17 protein-coding genes and 2 pseudogenes are annotated in these 14208 nt (G+C 67.2%); 6 read left to right on the top strand and 13 right to left on the bottom strand.

Annotated elements, in window-relative coordinates:
- Positions 1 to 1137 (bottom strand): PE family protein (locus tag BST40_RS11725; protein ID WP_142276726.1); only part of this gene is annotated, 1137 nt, incomplete at its 3' end.
- A gap of 164 nt (positions 1138 to 1301) precedes the next feature.
- Positions 1302 to 2186 carry an aldo/keto reductase gene (locus BST40_RS11720; protein WP_083154334.1) on the bottom strand — a complete coding sequence of 295 codons (885 nt, stop codon included), beginning with the start codon at positions 2184 to 2186 and terminating at the stop codon, positions 1302 to 1304.
- A gap of 54 nt (positions 2187 to 2240) precedes the next feature.
- On the opposite strand from BST40_RS11720, the gene BST40_RS11715 reads away from it, so the two are divergent.
- Positions 2241 to 2744, top strand: coding sequence for a DUF1990 family protein (locus BST40_RS11715; protein WP_083154332.1), 504 nt, complete (start codon positions 2241 to 2243; stop codon positions 2742 to 2744).
- 8 nt (positions 2745 to 2752) lie between these two features.
- Here BST40_RS11715 and BST40_RS11710 read toward each other — a convergent pair whose 3' ends face one another.
- On the bottom strand, positions 2753 to 3208 hold the full coding sequence (locus BST40_RS11710) for an Rv2617c family stress response/phage resistance protein (RefSeq protein ID WP_075547562.1): 456 nt from the start codon (positions 3206 to 3208) through the stop codon (positions 2753 to 2755).
- Between the two features lie 87 nt (positions 3209 to 3295).
- On the opposite strand from BST40_RS11710, the gene BST40_RS11705 reads away from it, so the two are divergent.
- Positions 3296 to 3991 (top strand): helix-turn-helix transcriptional regulator, encoded by a 696-nt coding sequence (locus tag BST40_RS11705; RefSeq protein ID WP_075547563.1) that lies wholly within the window; start codon positions 3296 to 3298, stop codon positions 3989 to 3991.
- Here BST40_RS11705 and BST40_RS11700 read toward each other — a convergent pair.
- The 5 genes from BST40_RS11700 to fdxA are packed head-to-tail and all read right to left on the bottom strand — an operon-like array spanning position 3986 to position 6729.
- Positions 3986 to 4933, bottom strand: a complete 948-nt coding sequence (locus BST40_RS11700) for an NAD(P)H-dependent flavin oxidoreductase (protein ID WP_083154330.1) — start codon at positions 4931 to 4933, stop codon at positions 3986 to 3988. The genes BST40_RS11705 and BST40_RS11700 overlap by 6 nt on opposite strands.
- Positions 4934 to 4935: 2 nt before the next feature.
- Entirely contained in the window at positions 4936 to 5280 is a 345-nt protein-coding gene (locus BST40_RS11695; RefSeq protein ID WP_075547565.1) for a cupin domain-containing protein, read from the bottom strand.
- A gap of 12 nt (positions 5281 to 5292) precedes the next feature.
- A complete protein-coding gene (locus BST40_RS11690) occupies positions 5293 to 5718 on the bottom strand; it encodes a hypothetical protein (protein WP_075547566.1) in 426 nt (141 codons plus the stop codon).
- Positions 5715 to 6380, bottom strand: a complete 666-nt coding sequence (locus BST40_RS11685) for a helix-turn-helix transcriptional regulator (RefSeq protein ID WP_083154328.1) — start codon at positions 6378 to 6380, stop codon at positions 5715 to 5717. The genes BST40_RS11690 and BST40_RS11685 overlap by 4 nt, the downstream gene beginning before the upstream one ends.
- Positions 6373 to 6729 carry a ferredoxin gene (fdxA, locus tag BST40_RS11680; protein WP_083154326.1) on the bottom strand — a complete coding sequence of 119 codons (357 nt, stop codon included), beginning with the start codon at positions 6727 to 6729 and terminating at the stop codon, positions 6373 to 6375. Before fdxA ends, BST40_RS11685 begins: the two co-directional genes overlap by 8 nt.
- A 53-nt stretch (positions 6730 to 6782) precedes the next feature.
- Between fdxA and BST40_RS11675 the strand changes: the two genes are divergently transcribed.
- The 3 genes from BST40_RS11675 to BST40_RS11665 all read left to right on the top strand — a co-directional run bounded on the left by BST40_RS11675 (position 6783) and on the right by BST40_RS11665 (position 9189).
- Positions 6783 to 7379 carry a DUF2249 domain-containing protein gene (locus BST40_RS11675; RefSeq protein ID WP_083154324.1) on the top strand — a complete coding sequence of 199 codons (597 nt, stop codon included), beginning with the start codon at positions 6783 to 6785 and terminating at the stop codon, positions 7377 to 7379.
- Positions 7379 to 8212 (top strand): class I SAM-dependent methyltransferase, encoded by an 834-nt coding sequence (locus BST40_RS11670; protein WP_083154322.1) that lies wholly within the window; start codon positions 7379 to 7381, stop codon positions 8210 to 8212. Before BST40_RS11675 ends, BST40_RS11670 begins: the two co-directional genes overlap by 1 nt.
- Before the next feature lie 83 nt (positions 8213 to 8295).
- Positions 8296 to 9189: a universal stress protein gene (locus tag BST40_RS11665; RefSeq protein WP_075547571.1), complete on the top strand. Its 894-nt coding sequence runs from the start codon at positions 8296 to 8298 to the stop codon at positions 9187 to 9189.
- A gap of 14 nt (positions 9190 to 9203) precedes the next feature.
- Here the strand turns inward: BST40_RS11665 and BST40_RS32520 are convergent.
- From BST40_RS32520 to BST40_RS11645, 4 genes and pseudogenes are all read right to left on the bottom strand, one after another.
- A pseudogene (locus BST40_RS32520) lies at positions 9204 to 10486 on the bottom strand (PE family protein).
- Between the two features lie 19 nt (positions 10487 to 10505).
- The gene (locus BST40_RS11655; RefSeq protein WP_083154320.1) at positions 10506 to 11300 is read right to left on the bottom strand and encodes a universal stress protein; all 795 of its coding nucleotides are present in this window, start codon (positions 11298 to 11300) and stop codon (positions 10506 to 10508) included.
- A 64-nt stretch (positions 11301 to 11364) separates the two neighbouring features.
- Complete coding sequence (locus tag BST40_RS11650) at positions 11365 to 12519, bottom strand: site-2 protease family protein (RefSeq protein ID WP_083154318.1); 1155 nt, start codon at positions 12517 to 12519, stop codon at positions 11365 to 11367.
- A 48-nt stretch (positions 12520 to 12567) separates the two neighbouring features.
- Positions 12568 to 12999, bottom strand: coding sequence for a CBS domain-containing protein (locus tag BST40_RS11645; RefSeq protein ID WP_083154316.1), 432 nt, complete (start codon positions 12997 to 12999; stop codon positions 12568 to 12570).
- A 153-nt stretch (positions 13000 to 13152) separates the two neighbouring features.
- Here BST40_RS11645 and BST40_RS11640 point away from each other — a divergent pair.
- Positions 13153 to 13317 (top strand): annotated as a pseudogene (locus BST40_RS11640) (Hsp20 family protein); the annotation flags it as partial.
- Between the two features lie 75 nt (positions 13318 to 13392).
- On the opposite strand, the gene BST40_RS11635 reads toward BST40_RS11640, so the two are convergent.
- Positions 13393 to 14055, bottom strand: a complete 663-nt coding sequence (locus BST40_RS11635) for a hypothetical protein (protein ID WP_075547576.1) — start codon at positions 14053 to 14055, stop codon at positions 13393 to 13395.
- Positions 14056 to 14208 lie beyond the last annotated feature (153 nt).

The following is a 14208-nucleotide window of genomic DNA, read 5'->3' as shown; positions in this document are numbered from 1 at the left end:
CCCGCCACCGGCCAAGCCACCCCTACCGCCGCTGCCGGCTCCGTCCGCAAAGCTTCTACCCAATCCGCCTTCGCCGCCGGCGCCACCGGCGCCGCCGGCGGCAATGCCAATGGTCCCGTTGCCGCCGTCTCCCCCCACCGCGGCACCGGAGGTGGTGATGGCGTTCCCCCCCAAGCCGCCGGCGCCGCCGATTCCACCGACACCCCCGGTGCCACCGTTGCCGCCGATGGCGTTTCCGGTGCCGCCAAAGACGAACGCGAGTCCGCCACTCCCGCCCGTGCCACCGACGGCCGCAAACGCGCCATCCGCGCCCGATTGACCGCTACCACCGGTCACATCACCGCTGGCGTTGAACAGGAAGTCCGGGGTGCCGTCGGTGCCTTGCCCGGCTATGCCGTTGACAGCCGGATTGAGGCCGTTAGCCCCGGTGAGGCCGGTGCCGCCCTGCCCGCCGGCGCCGCCGTCGCCGAATAGGGTGGCATGGCCGCCCATGCCGCCCTGGCCGGGGGTGCCGCCGTTGATGTTTGGCGCCGCGGCGCCGCCCATCCCGCCAGCGCCGCCGTTCCCGACCAACCACCCGCCCATGCCGCCGTTGCCGCCACCCGCTCCGGCCCCACCCTTTCCGCCGGCGCCACCGTTGCCGATCAGCCCCGCGCTGCCGCCGTTGCCGCCGGCCTGTCCCGGCAGACCGTTCCCGCCATTGCCGCCGTTGCCGTACAACAAGCCTCCCGGGCCGCCTGCCTGACCAGGCCCGCCATTGGCGCCGTCACCGATGAGCGGCCGGCCCAGCAGCGCTTGGGTCGGCGTGTTGACGGCGCCCAGAACACCCTGCTGCAGGCTCTGCAACGGAGATGCGTTGGCAGCCTCTGCGTTGGCATACGCACCAGCTGCGGCACTCAAGGCCTGCACCAACCGGGTATGAAACGCGACCGCCTCGGCACTAGCGGCCTGATAAGCCTCAGCGTGCCCTGAGAACAACGCCGCGATGGCCGCCGACACCTCATCGGCCCCCGCGGCCAGCAACGCGGTCGTCGGGGCGGCCGCGGCCACGTTGGCCGTTCGAAGTGCCGCGCTGATACCGCCCAGCTCCGTTGCCGCCGCGGCAACGGTTTCCGGTGTTGCTATGACATACGACATCCCAGCCTCCGCTGAATCGGCACAATTTGGCCTGAGGATGCTACGCCGAAAGTCCTGACGACGACTCGATTTCTTAAACGTTCCAAACAGATTGAACAGAATTCGGCGGTCGACTTCGGTCTCGATTTCGCCCGCCTACCGCGGAATACGGTGCACAGCCCGAGTCAGGCGTTCTGCTCGCCGATGGCCGCCAGCAGCTCGAATTCGTCGTCGCTCAGCGGGGTTTGGGCCGCGGCGACGTTCTCCTCCAGATGCGCCACGCTCGAGGTGCCCGGAATCGGCAACATCACCGGTGACCGTTTCAGCAGCCAGGCCAGCGCCAGCTGCGACGGTGTCGCATGATGCTCGGCCGCGATCTGCCGCAGCGGGCCATCAGCGGCGGCCAGCGGACCCGACGCCAGCGGAAACCATGGAATGAAGCCGACGCCGTGCCGGGTGGCGAAATCCACGAGTGGTTCGGCGCCCCGCGAGGCCAGGTTATACATGTTCTGCACCGACACGATTTCGGTGATCTGCCGGGCCGCCTTGAGTTGGTCCACATCGACCTCGGACAGGCCGATATGACGGATCTTGCCTTCGTTCTTCAGCGCGAGCAGTTCGCCGACTTGATCTTCCAGGGGAACGTGGCGGTCGATGCGATGCAGCTGGAACAGGTCAATGGTGTCGACGCCCAGACGCCGCAGGCTCATCTCACACTCCTGGCGCAGATAGCTCGGGTTACCCAACGGAATCCACACCCCCGGCCCGGTCCGCAGCAACCCGGCCTTGGTGGCGATCACCAGGCCGGAGTAGGGATGCAGCGCCTCGCGGATGATCTCCTCGGACACGTAAGGGCCGTAGGAATCGGCGGTGTCGATGAAATTCACGCCCAGTTCGACGGCGCGCCGCAACACCCGGACGCATTCGGCCCGGTCGGCTGGTGGCCCCCACACGCCCTCACCGGTCAGGCGCATCGCACCGAACCCGAGCCGGTTGACCGTCAAGTCACCGCCGAGGGTGAATGTTCCGGATGCTGCTGCCAAAGGTTTCGAGGTTTGTGTGGTCACCATTCCGACCGTACGCCGCCAACCCGGCGCCGCAATCCGTCGTGGCAAGCTGGGTGTGTGGACCTGGATGCGCTCGCCGACCTTCAGCTGACCTATCCCGAAGTGGGCGCGACCGCGGCCGCGCAGTTGCCGCCGGGCTACGATCACCTCAGCATGTCGGCCCAGATCGGTTCTGGCCGTGCGCGTTTCGAGCAGGCCGCCGATGCCGTCATGCGCTGGGGCATGCAGCGCGGAGCCGGCCTGGGCGTTGCGGCGAGTTCCGACGTCGCGGTGGTTTCGGCGATCGTGGTGGTCAAGATGATGGGTCTGCTGCGCGCGCCCTGCCGCGTCGTGTACGTCATCGACGAACCCGACACCCGCGGATTCGCCTACGGCACGCTGCCGGGTCACCCGGAGTCCGGTGAGGAACGGTTCGCCGTGCGCTACGACGCGAACACCTCCGCGGTATACGCGGAGGTGTCGGCGTTCTCCCGGCCCGGGACCTGGTGGAGCAAGCTCGGCGGGCCGGTCGTTTCGGTGGTCCAGCGCATCATCGCCAAACGCTACCTGCGCGGGGTGTGACGGGTCGGTCAACGGCGCCCGATGCTACCCCGGTGCACACCCTGGGCCAGCCGGGCCAGGGCGACAGCGCCGGCCAGCAAACCGAAGTCCCGCAGTGCTACGTCGTAGAACCCGGGACCGGTGACCAGGTCGAGGATGATCCCGGCCAGCCAGGCCGCCACCACCCAGGCACCGAAGCGCGGCACCACCGCAACCAGCACACCGGCGGCGATCTCGATCACGCCCACCAGGTACATGCACTGGTCGGGGGTACCGGGCACCAGGTTGTCGATCCAACCGGCCAGGTACATGCTCCAGTGATGCGGGTGGGTCAGCAGGTTGAAGAACTTGTCCAACCCGAACACGATGGGCGCCACCGTGAACACGGTTCGAAGCAGCAAGTACGCCGAATACGCCGGGTCCTTCAACTGGTCGGCCAGGGCGGGCGCGCCGGCTCCTGGTTGGGTGGCTTGTCTGGTACTCATGACCCCTCCATTTCTATAGGACAGTATTTTGTACGTTAGAGCGTGTAAGCTGTACCGTCAAGTGTTTTGTCTCTTAGAAACAGACCGATGACGGACTCACTCGAACGCAACGCCGCCGGGATCGGCGCACTGGCCGACCCGGTGCGCCATCGGCTGTACGAGTACGTGTGCTCACAACCGGGACCGGTGAGCCGCGACCAGGCGGCCGACGCCCTGGGAATCGCCCACCACCAGGCCAAATTCCACCTCGACCGACTCACCGCCGAGGGCCTGCTGGAGACCGACTACGCACGTGTGACGGGCCGCTCCGGCCCGGGTGCGGGACGGACCGCCAAGCTGTACCGCAGGGCTCCGCGCGATATCGCGGTCAGCCTTCCACAGCGGGAGTACGAGCTCGCGGGACGGCTGATGGCCGCGGCCATCGCCCGGTCGGCCGCCACCGGCGAATCCGCCGCCGAGGTGCTCAACCAGGTCGCCCACGACTACGGCCAGACGATCGGCGACGGCGTCGCCAAGCCCGCGGACGCCGCGGCGGCGCTCGAGGTGGCGTTGCGGGTGCTGCGCCGGCACGGCTACGAGCCCCGCCGCACCGATGGCGAAGTCGAGCTGGCGAACTGCCCGTTCCATGCGCTGGCCCAGGAGCAGACGGAGCTGGCCTGCACCATGAACCACGCGCTGATCACCGGGGTGTCCGACGCCCTGGCGCCGTACGGCCCCGACGCCCGGCTGGATCCCGGGCCGCAAAGGTGTTGCGTCGTGCTCAAGCGCCGGTCGAACCTATGAGCCCCAGCGAACGAGCAAACTCTCCGCCGCCAAGCACATCGGTCCGATAACCTCGGCCACCGACGCGCCGTCACCGATCATCCCGACGCCCTGCCCCGCATCGACGGGCGCCACCCGCGGGTCTTCGGCAGCGACCGCGGCGGCTAACCGCGCCCGGGCATCCGGGTCAGCGGCCAGCTCATCCTCCCGGCCCGTCCACTGCGCGACGAAGTCGTTGGCCAACACCCGCGAGGGGTACCGCTCCGGCCAGGGCAGGCCGGCGGCAACGTCGAAGACCCGGCTGACCCGGGTGTCGGTTTCGCGTGCCGCGATCAGGGCCCGACGGCTGCCCTCACCGGTCAGCGCCTCGGGGCACGCCGCCAGCCGGGTGCCCACCCAGGCCCCGCTGGCACCGGCGGCCAGCACCGCGGCCAGGCTCCGGGCCGAGGCAATGCCGCCGCCGGCCAGCACCGGCACCGACACGGCTTCCAGAACGGCGTCCAGCAACGGCAGCGTGCCCAGCCGTACCTCGCCGTGGCCGCCCCCCTCGGCCCCGCGCGCGACCACGATGTCAACCCCGGCGTCAACCGCGCGACGTGCTCCAGCAGCGTCGTAAACCTGTGTGGCCGTGACGATTCCGACGTCGTGCGCCTTGCCCACCCAGGACCAGTCGGTACCGAAGCTGACCGACAACAGCGCCGGCCGCGCGGCCAGCGCGTCATCCAGAAGGCCAACCTCGGCACGCATCACCCAGTCGACCAGCCCGATCCCGAACCTGCCGGTCCCCTGCCGCAGCTGTTCGGCCAGCGACGCCCTGGTCGCTGTGCTACCCATGCCGATCATGCCCAGACCGCCGGCAGCGGTGACCGCGGCGGCCAAACGACCGCCGGCCACCCCGCCCATGGGCGCGTTGACGATGGGCACCCGCAGGCCGAAGCCCCGGGACCAGGGCGTAAAGAGCACGCTTAGTGGGCGCCGGGCTGGTCTTTCAGCACGGTCAGCATGACCACCGAATCCTGCACCGCATGCAGGGCGTGCCGGGTGCGCGGAATCGCGACGTAATCGCCGCTCTTGCCGTCCCAGGCGTCGTCGGCGGTGGTGAGGCGCACGTGTCCCTGCAGCACCTGCAGCGTCGCCTCGCCGGGGCTGTCGTGTTCGGACAGGTCATGGTCGGCAAGCAGGGCCAGCACGGTCTGCCGCAGTTCGTGGGTGTGCCCGCCGTGGATGGTGTGCGCAGCCCGTCCACTGTGGGACTGTTTCGCCTCGGCCAGCTTTTCGGCGGCCAGCTCGGTCAGCGAAATGGATTCCATCGATGAGTCCTTTCAGCCGTTCAGTAGCAGTATCCCCGCCACCACCAGGGCGACCACCTTGACCACCTCAAAACCGACGTAGACGTAGTGGGCCCGGGAGCGAGGCCCCTCCTGGCCGGCCAGCACCCGGTCGGAGCGGCGGGTCAGGCGGGGACGCACGGCGATCAGTTGCAGGGCCAGCGCGGCCAGCGCGACCCCGAGGGCGACGCTGATGCCCACCGGCGTCGGCCCGGCCACCACCAGTGCCAGCAGGACCAGCGCGAATCCGACCTCGACGGTGTTGAGGGCACGAAAGACCAGACGGCCGATACCGAGGCCGATCTGCAGCGTCACATTGGGCGCCCGGAACTTCAGCGGGGCTTCCAGGAACGAGATGGCCAGCACCATGCCGAGCCACACGAAGGTAATGGCAACCTCGATCGCCGGTCCGCTGCTCACCTGGCGGCTCCTTTCAGCGAGAGGTGGGCCAGACACAGGTCCGGTTCGGCGAACGCGTCCAGCCGCTCGACACTGACCGGTGCCGCCCATGTTTCCAGAGCTCCCTGCATCAGCCCGAGGTGGATCGGGCAGACGACGCCGGATCGGGTTTCGGCGAGTTCCAGAAATGGGCAGTGGCGCAGGCCCAGCTGTTGTTTCCCGTCGGAAATCCGGCGCTCGGGAGCGAACCCCAGCTGATCGAGCACCCCGACCAGGTGGTCGATCGACTTCTCGGCGCTGCTGCCCGCCGGCGGCGCCTGCAGCCGCTGCCCCCAGGCGCGTCCGGCCGCGAGCGCCTTGGTACGTGAATCAGGCTCGGCGGCAAGCCCGTTGGAGAGGATCTCGGCGAGCAGCCGATAATGCCGGGTGCCGCCGCGATCCATCTGCTGGACCGCGGAGAACATCTGCGGCGGCCGTCCCGGACCGCGCGGGCCGGACTCGACGCGCTGCACCTGGCCGTCGGCGACCAGGGCGTCGAGGTGGAATCGCACGGTGTTGGGATGTACTTCCAGCGCGTCGGCAATGGCGACGATGCTCAGCGGGACGCGCGATGCCCGCAATATCCGCAGCACCGCGCGACGGCGTCCGGTCGGCTCCTGGACTGATCTGGCGATATTACTCACCTCCGGAATCGTCGACTCTGGGCTCGGCGGCCACCAGGGGAGTATCAACCCCTAGGGGCCCAATCTTGGCAGCCCCGCCCGGCGAACCCAGCGGTTCGTCCCGACCCGGCAGGGTTTCGGTGAAGAACGCCGCATTGTCGGCCCGGTAGGGTTGCAGCTCGGCCGGCAGGTCGTCCTCGTAATAAATGGCCTCCACCGGGCATACCGGTTCACAGGCGCCGCAGTCCACACATTCGTCCGGGTGGATATAGAGCGCGCGGCCGCCCTCGTAGATGCAATCGACCGGGCACTCCTCCACGCAGGCGCGGTCCATCACGTCGATGCATGGCTTTCCGATCACGTACGTCATGCGCTAGAGTTTACACAAATGTATTTGTAAAAACTATGGATGATGGGAAACCTATGGCCGACAACGAACTTGACGTGAGACAACTACGTAAACCAGACAAGCATCCGAGGATTTTCGCCAGCTACGCCGCACTGCCCACCGGCGGTTCGTTCGTTCTGGTCAACAACCACGACCCCAAGCATCTGCGCGCCGAGTTCGACACCGAACACCCCGGCAGCTACGGCTGGGAATACCTCGAAAAAGGTCCCGAGGTGTGGCGCATCCGGATCAGCAAGCTGACCACCACGCCACTGCCTCGGATCCTGGCCGACACCAACGATTACGCCGACCACGCCGACGTGACCGGAGCAGCATGGAAGTTGGAGATCCGGGAGCGTGATCTGGACTCCAACTTCGTCGCGCTGCCGCCCGACGGCGGAATCGGCATGCATACTGGACCCGATCTCGACGTCTTGGTCCATGTAGTGTCTGGCAGCGGCCGGCTGAACACCGAGGAGGGCACCATCAACCTGCATCCGGGCGCACTGCTCTGGCTGCCACGACGCTCGCGCCGGCAGTTCACTGCCGGCCCAGAGGGCTTGCGATATCTCACCGTGCATCAGCGGCGCCAGGCGCTGGCCTTGGAACCCGCTGCGCCCCAAGGCAGCTGATGGCGGACGAACCAGAAGGCTGCGAGCGGCCACTGCCCCAGTCGAATCGCGACGAGGATCATCTGCAGGGGCACTGGCTGCTGGCCCGGCTGGGCAAACGAGTGCTACGGCCTGGTGGCGTGGAGCTGACCCGCACCCTGCTGGCCCGCGCCAACGTCAGTGACGCCGACGTGCTCGAGCTGGCTCCGGGCCTGGGCCGGACCGCCGCCGAAATACTGGTCCGGCACCCGCGGTCGTACGTCGGCGCCGAAGGCGACCCCGATGCCGCCAACCTAGTTCGCGGGGTGCTACACGATCACGGAAACCCGGGCGACGTGCGGGTCACCGACGCCTCCGATACCGGATTGCCCGACGCCAGCGTCGATGTGGTGATCGGCGAGGCGATGTTGACCATGCAGGGGGATGCCGCCAAGCATGCGATCGTCGCCGAAGCGGCGCGGGTGCTGCGCCCGCGGGGCCGCTACGCCATCCACGAGCTGGCCCTGACGCCCGACGACGTGCCCGACGACGTCAGCACCGAGGTCAGGCAGTCGCTGGCACGGGCGATCAAGGTCAACGCGCGTCCGCTCACCATTGCCGAATGGTCCCAGCTGCTGGCCGGACACGGCCTGGTTGTCGAGCACGTCGCGACCGCCCCGATGGCACTGTTGCAGCCGCGCCGGCTGATCGCCGACGAAGGCCTGTTCGGTGCGCTGCGCTTTGCCAAGAACGTCCTCACCCAACCGGCCGCGCGTAAGCGAGTGCTGGTGATGCGCAACACATTCCGCAAGCATCGGGAGCGGTTGGCCGCCGTGGCGATCATCGCCTCTAAACCCGCCACATCGAGCATCTGATCGCTGAAGGTCCGGGACTTATGCCCGCACGCTGGTGACAAACGGCTCTGACCCGGCCGGGAGGCCGCCGATAGCGTCGGGTCATGTCATCGCGCAACGCACCTCTGGGAATTGTCGTCGGCATCGACGAGTCACCATCCGCCCGGCTGGCGGTGCAGTGGGCGGCCCGCGATGCCGAGCTACGAAATATTCCACTCACATTGGTGCACGCAGTGTCCCCCGAAGTGTCGACCCGGCTGAAGATGCCCATGCCGGCGGGTCTGGCGCAATGGCAACAGGATCGTGGACGCCGACTGGTCGACGAGGCGCTCAAAGTCGTCGACGAAGCGACTCAGGGTGGAGGTCCCGCCGGCGTACACACCGAAATCCTGGGGTCGGCTGCCGTTCCCGCGTTGGTCGACCTGTCCAAAGACGCGGAAATGGTGGTCACGGGTTGCCTGGGCGGCCGACGATGGCCCGGCCGGCTGCTGGGCTCGGTCAGCTCCGCCGTGTTGCGCTACGCGCACTGTCCGGTCGTGATCGTCCACGACGACGACCCGTCGGCGGCGCACCGCGGTCAAGCGCCGGTACTGGTGGGCATCGACGGCTCGTCGGCCTCCGAACTGGCTACCGCGTTCGCATTCGACGAGGCCACACGCCGGCGCGTCGGGTTGGTGGGCCTGCATGCATGGAGCGATATCGACATCTCGGAGTGGCCCGGAATCGATTGGCCGGCAACACAATCGATGGCCGAACAGGTGCTGGCCGAGCGCTTGGCGGGTTGGCAGGAACAGTATCCGGATGTGGCGGTAACCCGGATCGTCGTGCAGGATCAGCCGGCGCGCCAGCTCGTCGACAAGTCCGGACAAGCCCAGCTGGTGGTCGTCGGCAGCCGGGGCCGCGGCGGGTTCGCCGGCATGTCGGTGGGCTCCGTCGGGGAAGCGGTCGCGCAGCTGGCACAGGTACCGGTGATCGTGGCACGCGAATCGCCCGATTAAGTCGGTTGGTCAATTCACGCCGGCGGAATCAGCTCCAGCACGTCCCCGACCGCACCACCCAGCACAGATAGCACTGTCACCGTCGGCTGACCCAGGAAGAAATTCACTCCCGGGTTGATGGACGGAAGATACCGGTAGGCGTTCGGCGTATAGGACTGTGGCAACAAACCAATATCCACCGACGGGCTTGGGGTCCTTGCACGGCCCCTGACGCCAGATAGGGAATGACGGTGAAGGGGTTGGGTACCGATAACAAACGCGGCAGGAGTCGGAATATCCGCATAGCTGAGCCCGGGCCCGTAGGACGAATAGCCCAAATCGACGAGCACCCGCACATTGGGCTGGAATATGTCGGCGATCGGAGGACCGATAAAGGGAATGTCACGAATCGGCTGCAGCAGCGGCAGATCTGAGTCAGGATCATGTAGTACTCGGTGTTGCCGGTATAGCCCGGAGACGTCGGCAAGCGAACTGCGTTAGCAACCTGTGGGGACGTGAAGTCAGGATATTGGCCGTGGATGTAAAACGGGCCCATGAAGCCGTTGAGGGTCGACATGGCATTGAGTGGGTACTGCGGAGCATTCCCGATGCCGTCGTATTGGGCCGTGTAAATGGTTGTCGGGTAAGGTGAATTCGGTGGTGTCGCACCGTTGAAAGGCACATCCAGAATGGGGATGTAGAAGCCCGGCAGACGCGCCAGGATCCCGCGGTTGGGGTTATTGGGGTTAGCCATCAGCATGAAGGACAGCCGGTCTTGATCGGGCGAACCCATCGCCATCAGAGCGCTTGTTTCATTGGTGGCCACCGTGGAGCTCTGCGAGTAACCGAAAACGAGGCGCTATTTTCCGGGTTGCTCAATGTCGTATTGATCGCGTTGTTCAGCAGCGTCACACCCTCGGCGACTGATTGGCCGAAGGTGAGTTTGTCCCACGGCCAGAATTGCTCGGGTGTGTACAAGGGTTGGTCGATGGCCCCCGAGAAGCTGGGCTGGATGTAGGCGGCGTTGACTCGGGATCGGCGCTGATTGCGTTAGCGCGTTCGACGGCCGAAACAGCAGGGCCGCGTTGGCGGCGTCCGCTTGCGCGTAAACGCTGCTCGCACCGGCCAGCGCCTGGACGAATTGGTTGTGAAACGCGGCGGCCTGCGCGACGACGGCCTGGTATTCCTGGCCATATGCGCCAACGAGTTGCGCGACAGCCGCCGATACCTCGTCACCCGCCGCCGGCAACACATGGGTTATCGGGCCCGCCCAGGCCCGTAATTCCCCTGTCCCGCAGCGCCCGGCGTGTGCGGCCAAGCCAGATCGGCCCGCGGGCTCAGTCGCGGACCACCAGCACCGAGCATTCCGGGTGCCGGAAAACGGGATGTCCCGACGGGCCAACCAGCCGCGCCAGCTGACCGGCCTCGGCCGCTCCGATCACGGCGAGCAGTACCCGCTCGCGGTGCTCGGCCAGGAAGCGCGCGATGCCCGCTTGGGTGGTGACCGGGTAGACCCGCACGTCGGGATGGCGCTGGTGCCAATCGTGCACCCGGCGTTCGAAGTCGCCGTCCGGGGTTTCGGTGAGTTCCTCCGGCCGCCCGCCCAGCGCGAGTATGGGTGCTTGCCGCAGCAGCGCTTCCCGGGCCGCCTGCTCGACGACGGCGTCGTTGTCAGGCGCGTCGGTCATGCGCACCACAATCCAGTTGATATCCGGCGGCGGCTGATCCGCATCCGATCGGATCACCGCGACCGGGCAGTGCGCTTTTTCGGCGAGCTCGGTTGCCGTCGAACCCAGAATCGAGCGAGCGTAGCGCCGCATCCCGGTGGATCCGACACAGACCAGTTCGGCATCGCGGGAGGCCTCGACGAGAACCGCCGCGGCCGGGCCGCGAGGGGTGTCGGTCTCGACCTTGACCTGCTTGCCAGTGGCCGCCACCGCGACTTGCGCTGTCAGCAAAGACGTTTCGGCATGCCGCAGGTCACCTTCGTAGTCTTCCGGGGAGGGATGCGTGGTCTTGATGACCGAGATCAGGCGTAGCGGCACGGCTGCGCTGAGGGCCTCGTCGGCACCCCATAAGGCGGCCGTGATCGCCGCCGGCGAACCGTCGACCCCGACAACGACCGGTTTCATGTCCGTTCTCCTCTGTCTTTATCCCGGCACCCTGTCGAATAACCCTGCGCGGCACTACTTCTCGTCACTTCTGGTCCCACTGGCTGGCCGGCTGGGGCTGGGCGAGCCGGTAGACGTCGACAAGCCGCGCGATGTCGCTGGCCGTGACGATGCCGACCACCGCGCCGGCGTCGACGACCAGGGCGCGGCTACGGGGGCCGGCCGGCGCCATCTGCTCGAGCAGCGCGCTCAGCGGCTCCCGGGGTGCCGCGGTCGGCACCTCCTGCAGTGGCACGGCGATGTCGCGCACGCTGGTGGTGCCGCGGCGGGCGGGTGGCAGCTCCCGCAACTGCCGTAGCGTGACCAAACCCATGATCGATCCGTCCTGCTCGGCAACCGGGTAGGCCGAGTGGCGGTCGCCGAGCACATAACGCTGGATGAATTCCTCGACGGTGATCCACCCGGGCGCGGTATGCGGCCGGGGGGTCATCGCGTCCGCGACCGTGACGCCGGCGAACAGCTGCCGGGTCGAAATCCGGGTTTCCTCCTCCCGAGCGGCGGCGAAGATGAACCAGCCGATGAAGGCCAACCAGACGCCGCCGACCAGGCCGCCGGCCACAAACTCGGCCAGGCCCAACGCGATCAAGACGAGCGCGACGACGCGTCCGGCGCGCGCCGCCCCGATTCCGGCGCGCACGATGTCACCGTGACGGCGCCAGAGATAGGCCCGGACCAGCCGGCCGCCGTCCAGCGGCGCGCCCGGCAACAGATTGAACAGACCCAGCAGCAGATTGACCCCCGCCAGCCACCAGGCGACGCTGATCGCGATCGACGGGGTCCGTATGACGGTGAGCGCGACGGCCAGGGTGCCGAATGTCGCGGACAGCGCCAGGCTGGTGGCCGGGCCGGCGAACGCGATCCGGAACGCGGCCCTGGGTGTCTTGGCTTCACCGCCCAGCGTGGTCACTCCGCCGAACAGCCACAGGGTCACGTTCTCGACGGGTACCCCGCAACGGCGAGCGACGATGGCGTGCGCGAGTTCATGGGCCAGCAGCGACGCCAGCAGAACCGCTGCTCCACCCGCGCCGGCGAGCCAATATGCCACGGGCGCATAACCTTTGACCGTACCGGGCAATGTGGTGGCCAAGCTCCAGGTGAACAACCACAGGATGACCAGCACGCTCCAGTGGACCTTCACCGAAAACCCGGCGATCCGTCCCAGTGGGATCTCGTCGTGCACGTCGATAACCTCCGAAACTGGCGGACCAGGCCCGGGCCGCCGACGTCGCTAGCTGGTGATGGCCATCGGCGCGCAGATCGCCTTGACGAACTGGGCGATGGAGTGCTCGGGCAGGTGCCGGGCGATGTCCGCTGCGGTGACGATGCCCACCAGGCGGTGCTCTTCTACGACCGGAAGACGGCGGACCTGATGCTCTTCCATGACGTTGAGCGTCGCCGGGATGGTTGGGTTGACGCCGACGTGGTGAATGTGATCGTGCACCAGCTGACCAGCGGTAGAGGTGTTCGGATCGAGCCCCGTCGCAATGCCTTTGATCACGATGTCACGATCGGTGAGGATTCCATGGAGCCGGTCGGCGTCTCCGCAGATTGGCAGCGCGCCGACGTCGCGCTCACGCATGTGTTGGGCAGCGGCAGTCAACGTCTCGTGCTCACCGATGCATGTCACGCCGGCGTTGATGATGTCGCGGGCGGTGGTCATCGCATCCTCTCCTCGAGTTCGATTCGCCTACTACCGAACGTAAGCCGACGCTGCGGCGGACACTAGGGTCGTTTGACCTTCTGGTCGCGGATCAATGGCCCCGCGTGGCGACGCGAGAAGCTCGGTCGACGCGTCGAGTGGGGACTTCGGGCTCGGTCGGAGTTCTCCTACGGCTCGTTCGTTCGCACGGTCTCACTACCGGAGGGTGCCGACGAGGACGACATCAAGGCCACTTACGACGAGGGCATCCTGACCGTCTCCGTTCGGGTTTCGGAGCCCGCCAAGCCCGCAAAGCACATCCAGGTTGCGACCAATTAGCCAAGCGTTGCGGGCCCGGGCACTGTGCTCGGACCCGCAACATCGCGCTGTCACACCGGGTATCCGCAGCGAATCTCAGCAACCGGGCGCGGTGGGTTGCGGCAGCGGCAGCCGCTCAACCCGGTGCTTGACACCGAGCAGCAGTCCTCGGGTGCCCAGCGAGATCAACGGCCTGGCCAGTTCCAGGGCGAACACTTCGCCGGGGCGGCGCAGCGCAATCCGGGCGCGGGTGAGGAGCCGCACGCGATCCTCCCAATGCGGCTGCAGGTGAAAAGACCACACCGCATTCCAGCGCAGGTCCGGTCGGGTCGCATTGAGCACGAGGTATTTGTCGGGCACGATTTCGGCGACACGCAAAGTCACCCCGTCGGGCAGGCCCATCCAGCCTTCGGGAGCCAGCCGCACCACATCGCCCACCCCGAGCTGTTGCCATTCCGGGTGAACTCGATCGGCGTCGTTGTGGCCAAGCCCGGCTAGATTTTTCAGCCCTTCACCACCGTAGAAGCCACCGCGGTCCTGACCCATTTGCACCAACCACGGCCACACGGCAGCGGCCGGGGCGTCGATGTTGAGCGCTTCGGTCGTTTGGGTGGCCGGGTCGCTGACCAAGCTGTCGCCGGGCAGCAGCATCCGGGCTTCCTGCTTGGTGGTACCCCAGTTGCGGTAGTACCGGCGCGCGGCGTACAACACTGCCAGCGAGGCCCCCACCCCGGCAATCCGTTTCATCGTCTTGGCCATAGCGCCAGTCTGCGGCCCGCCAGGGGTCGTTCACCAGGGTCTATGGTCCTTGGCGCACAAGCCGACATACCGGACAGGTGACTTTAGACCCTATTCCGCAACATGAGTGTGACGAAATGATGACTTGGTCCACGTAACTTGGCTGCGGTCGTG

This window comes from Mycobacterium persicum, from assembly GCF_002086675.1.
GTDB classification, from domain to species: Bacteria; Actinomycetota; Actinomycetes; order Mycobacteriales; family Mycobacteriaceae; genus Mycobacterium; species Mycobacterium persicum.
Note: the sequence above shows the minus strand (reverse complement) of the source record. Positions and strands in the feature narration are given on the sequence as shown.

Coding starts and splice junctions, on each gene's coding strand:
- BST40_RS11710 (WP_075547562.1), bottom strand. CDS start 3,208: ATGAGTACCAGACAAGCCACCCAACCAGGAGCCGGCGCGCCCGCCCTG.
- BST40_RS11705 (WP_075547563.1), top strand. CDS start 3,296: ATGACGGACTCACTCGAACGCAACGCCGCCGGGATCGGCGCACTGGCC.
- BST40_RS11720 (WP_083154334.1), bottom strand. CDS start 2,186: ATGGTGACCACACAAACCTCGAAACCTTTGGCAGCAGCATCCGGAACA.
- BST40_RS11670 (WP_083154322.1), top strand. CDS start 7,379: ATGGCGGACGAACCAGAAGGCTGCGAGCGGCCACTGCCCCAGTCGAAT.
- BST40_RS11655 (WP_083154320.1), bottom strand. CDS start 11,300: ATGAAACCGGTCGTTGTCGGGGTCGACGGTTCGCCGGCGGCGATCACG.
- fdxA (WP_083154326.1), bottom strand. CDS start 6,729: ATGACGTACGTGATCGGAAAGCCATGCATCGACGTGATGGACCGCGCC.
- BST40_RS11665 (WP_075547571.1), top strand. CDS start 8,296: ATGTCATCGCGCAACGCACCTCTGGGAATTGTCGTCGGCATCGACGAG.
- BST40_RS11645 (WP_083154316.1), bottom strand. CDS start 12,999: ATGACCACCGCCCGCGACATCATCAACGCCGGCGTGACATGCATCGGT.
- BST40_RS11675 (WP_083154324.1), top strand. CDS start 6,783: ATGGCCGACAACGAACTTGACGTGAGACAACTACGTAAACCAGACAAG.
- BST40_RS11695 (WP_075547565.1), bottom strand. CDS start 5,280: ATGGAATCCATTTCGCTGACCGAGCTGGCCGCCGAAAAGCTGGCCGAG.
- BST40_RS11635 (WP_075547576.1), bottom strand. CDS start 14,055: ATGGCCAAGACGATGAAACGGATTGCCGGGGTGGGGGCCTCGCTGGCA.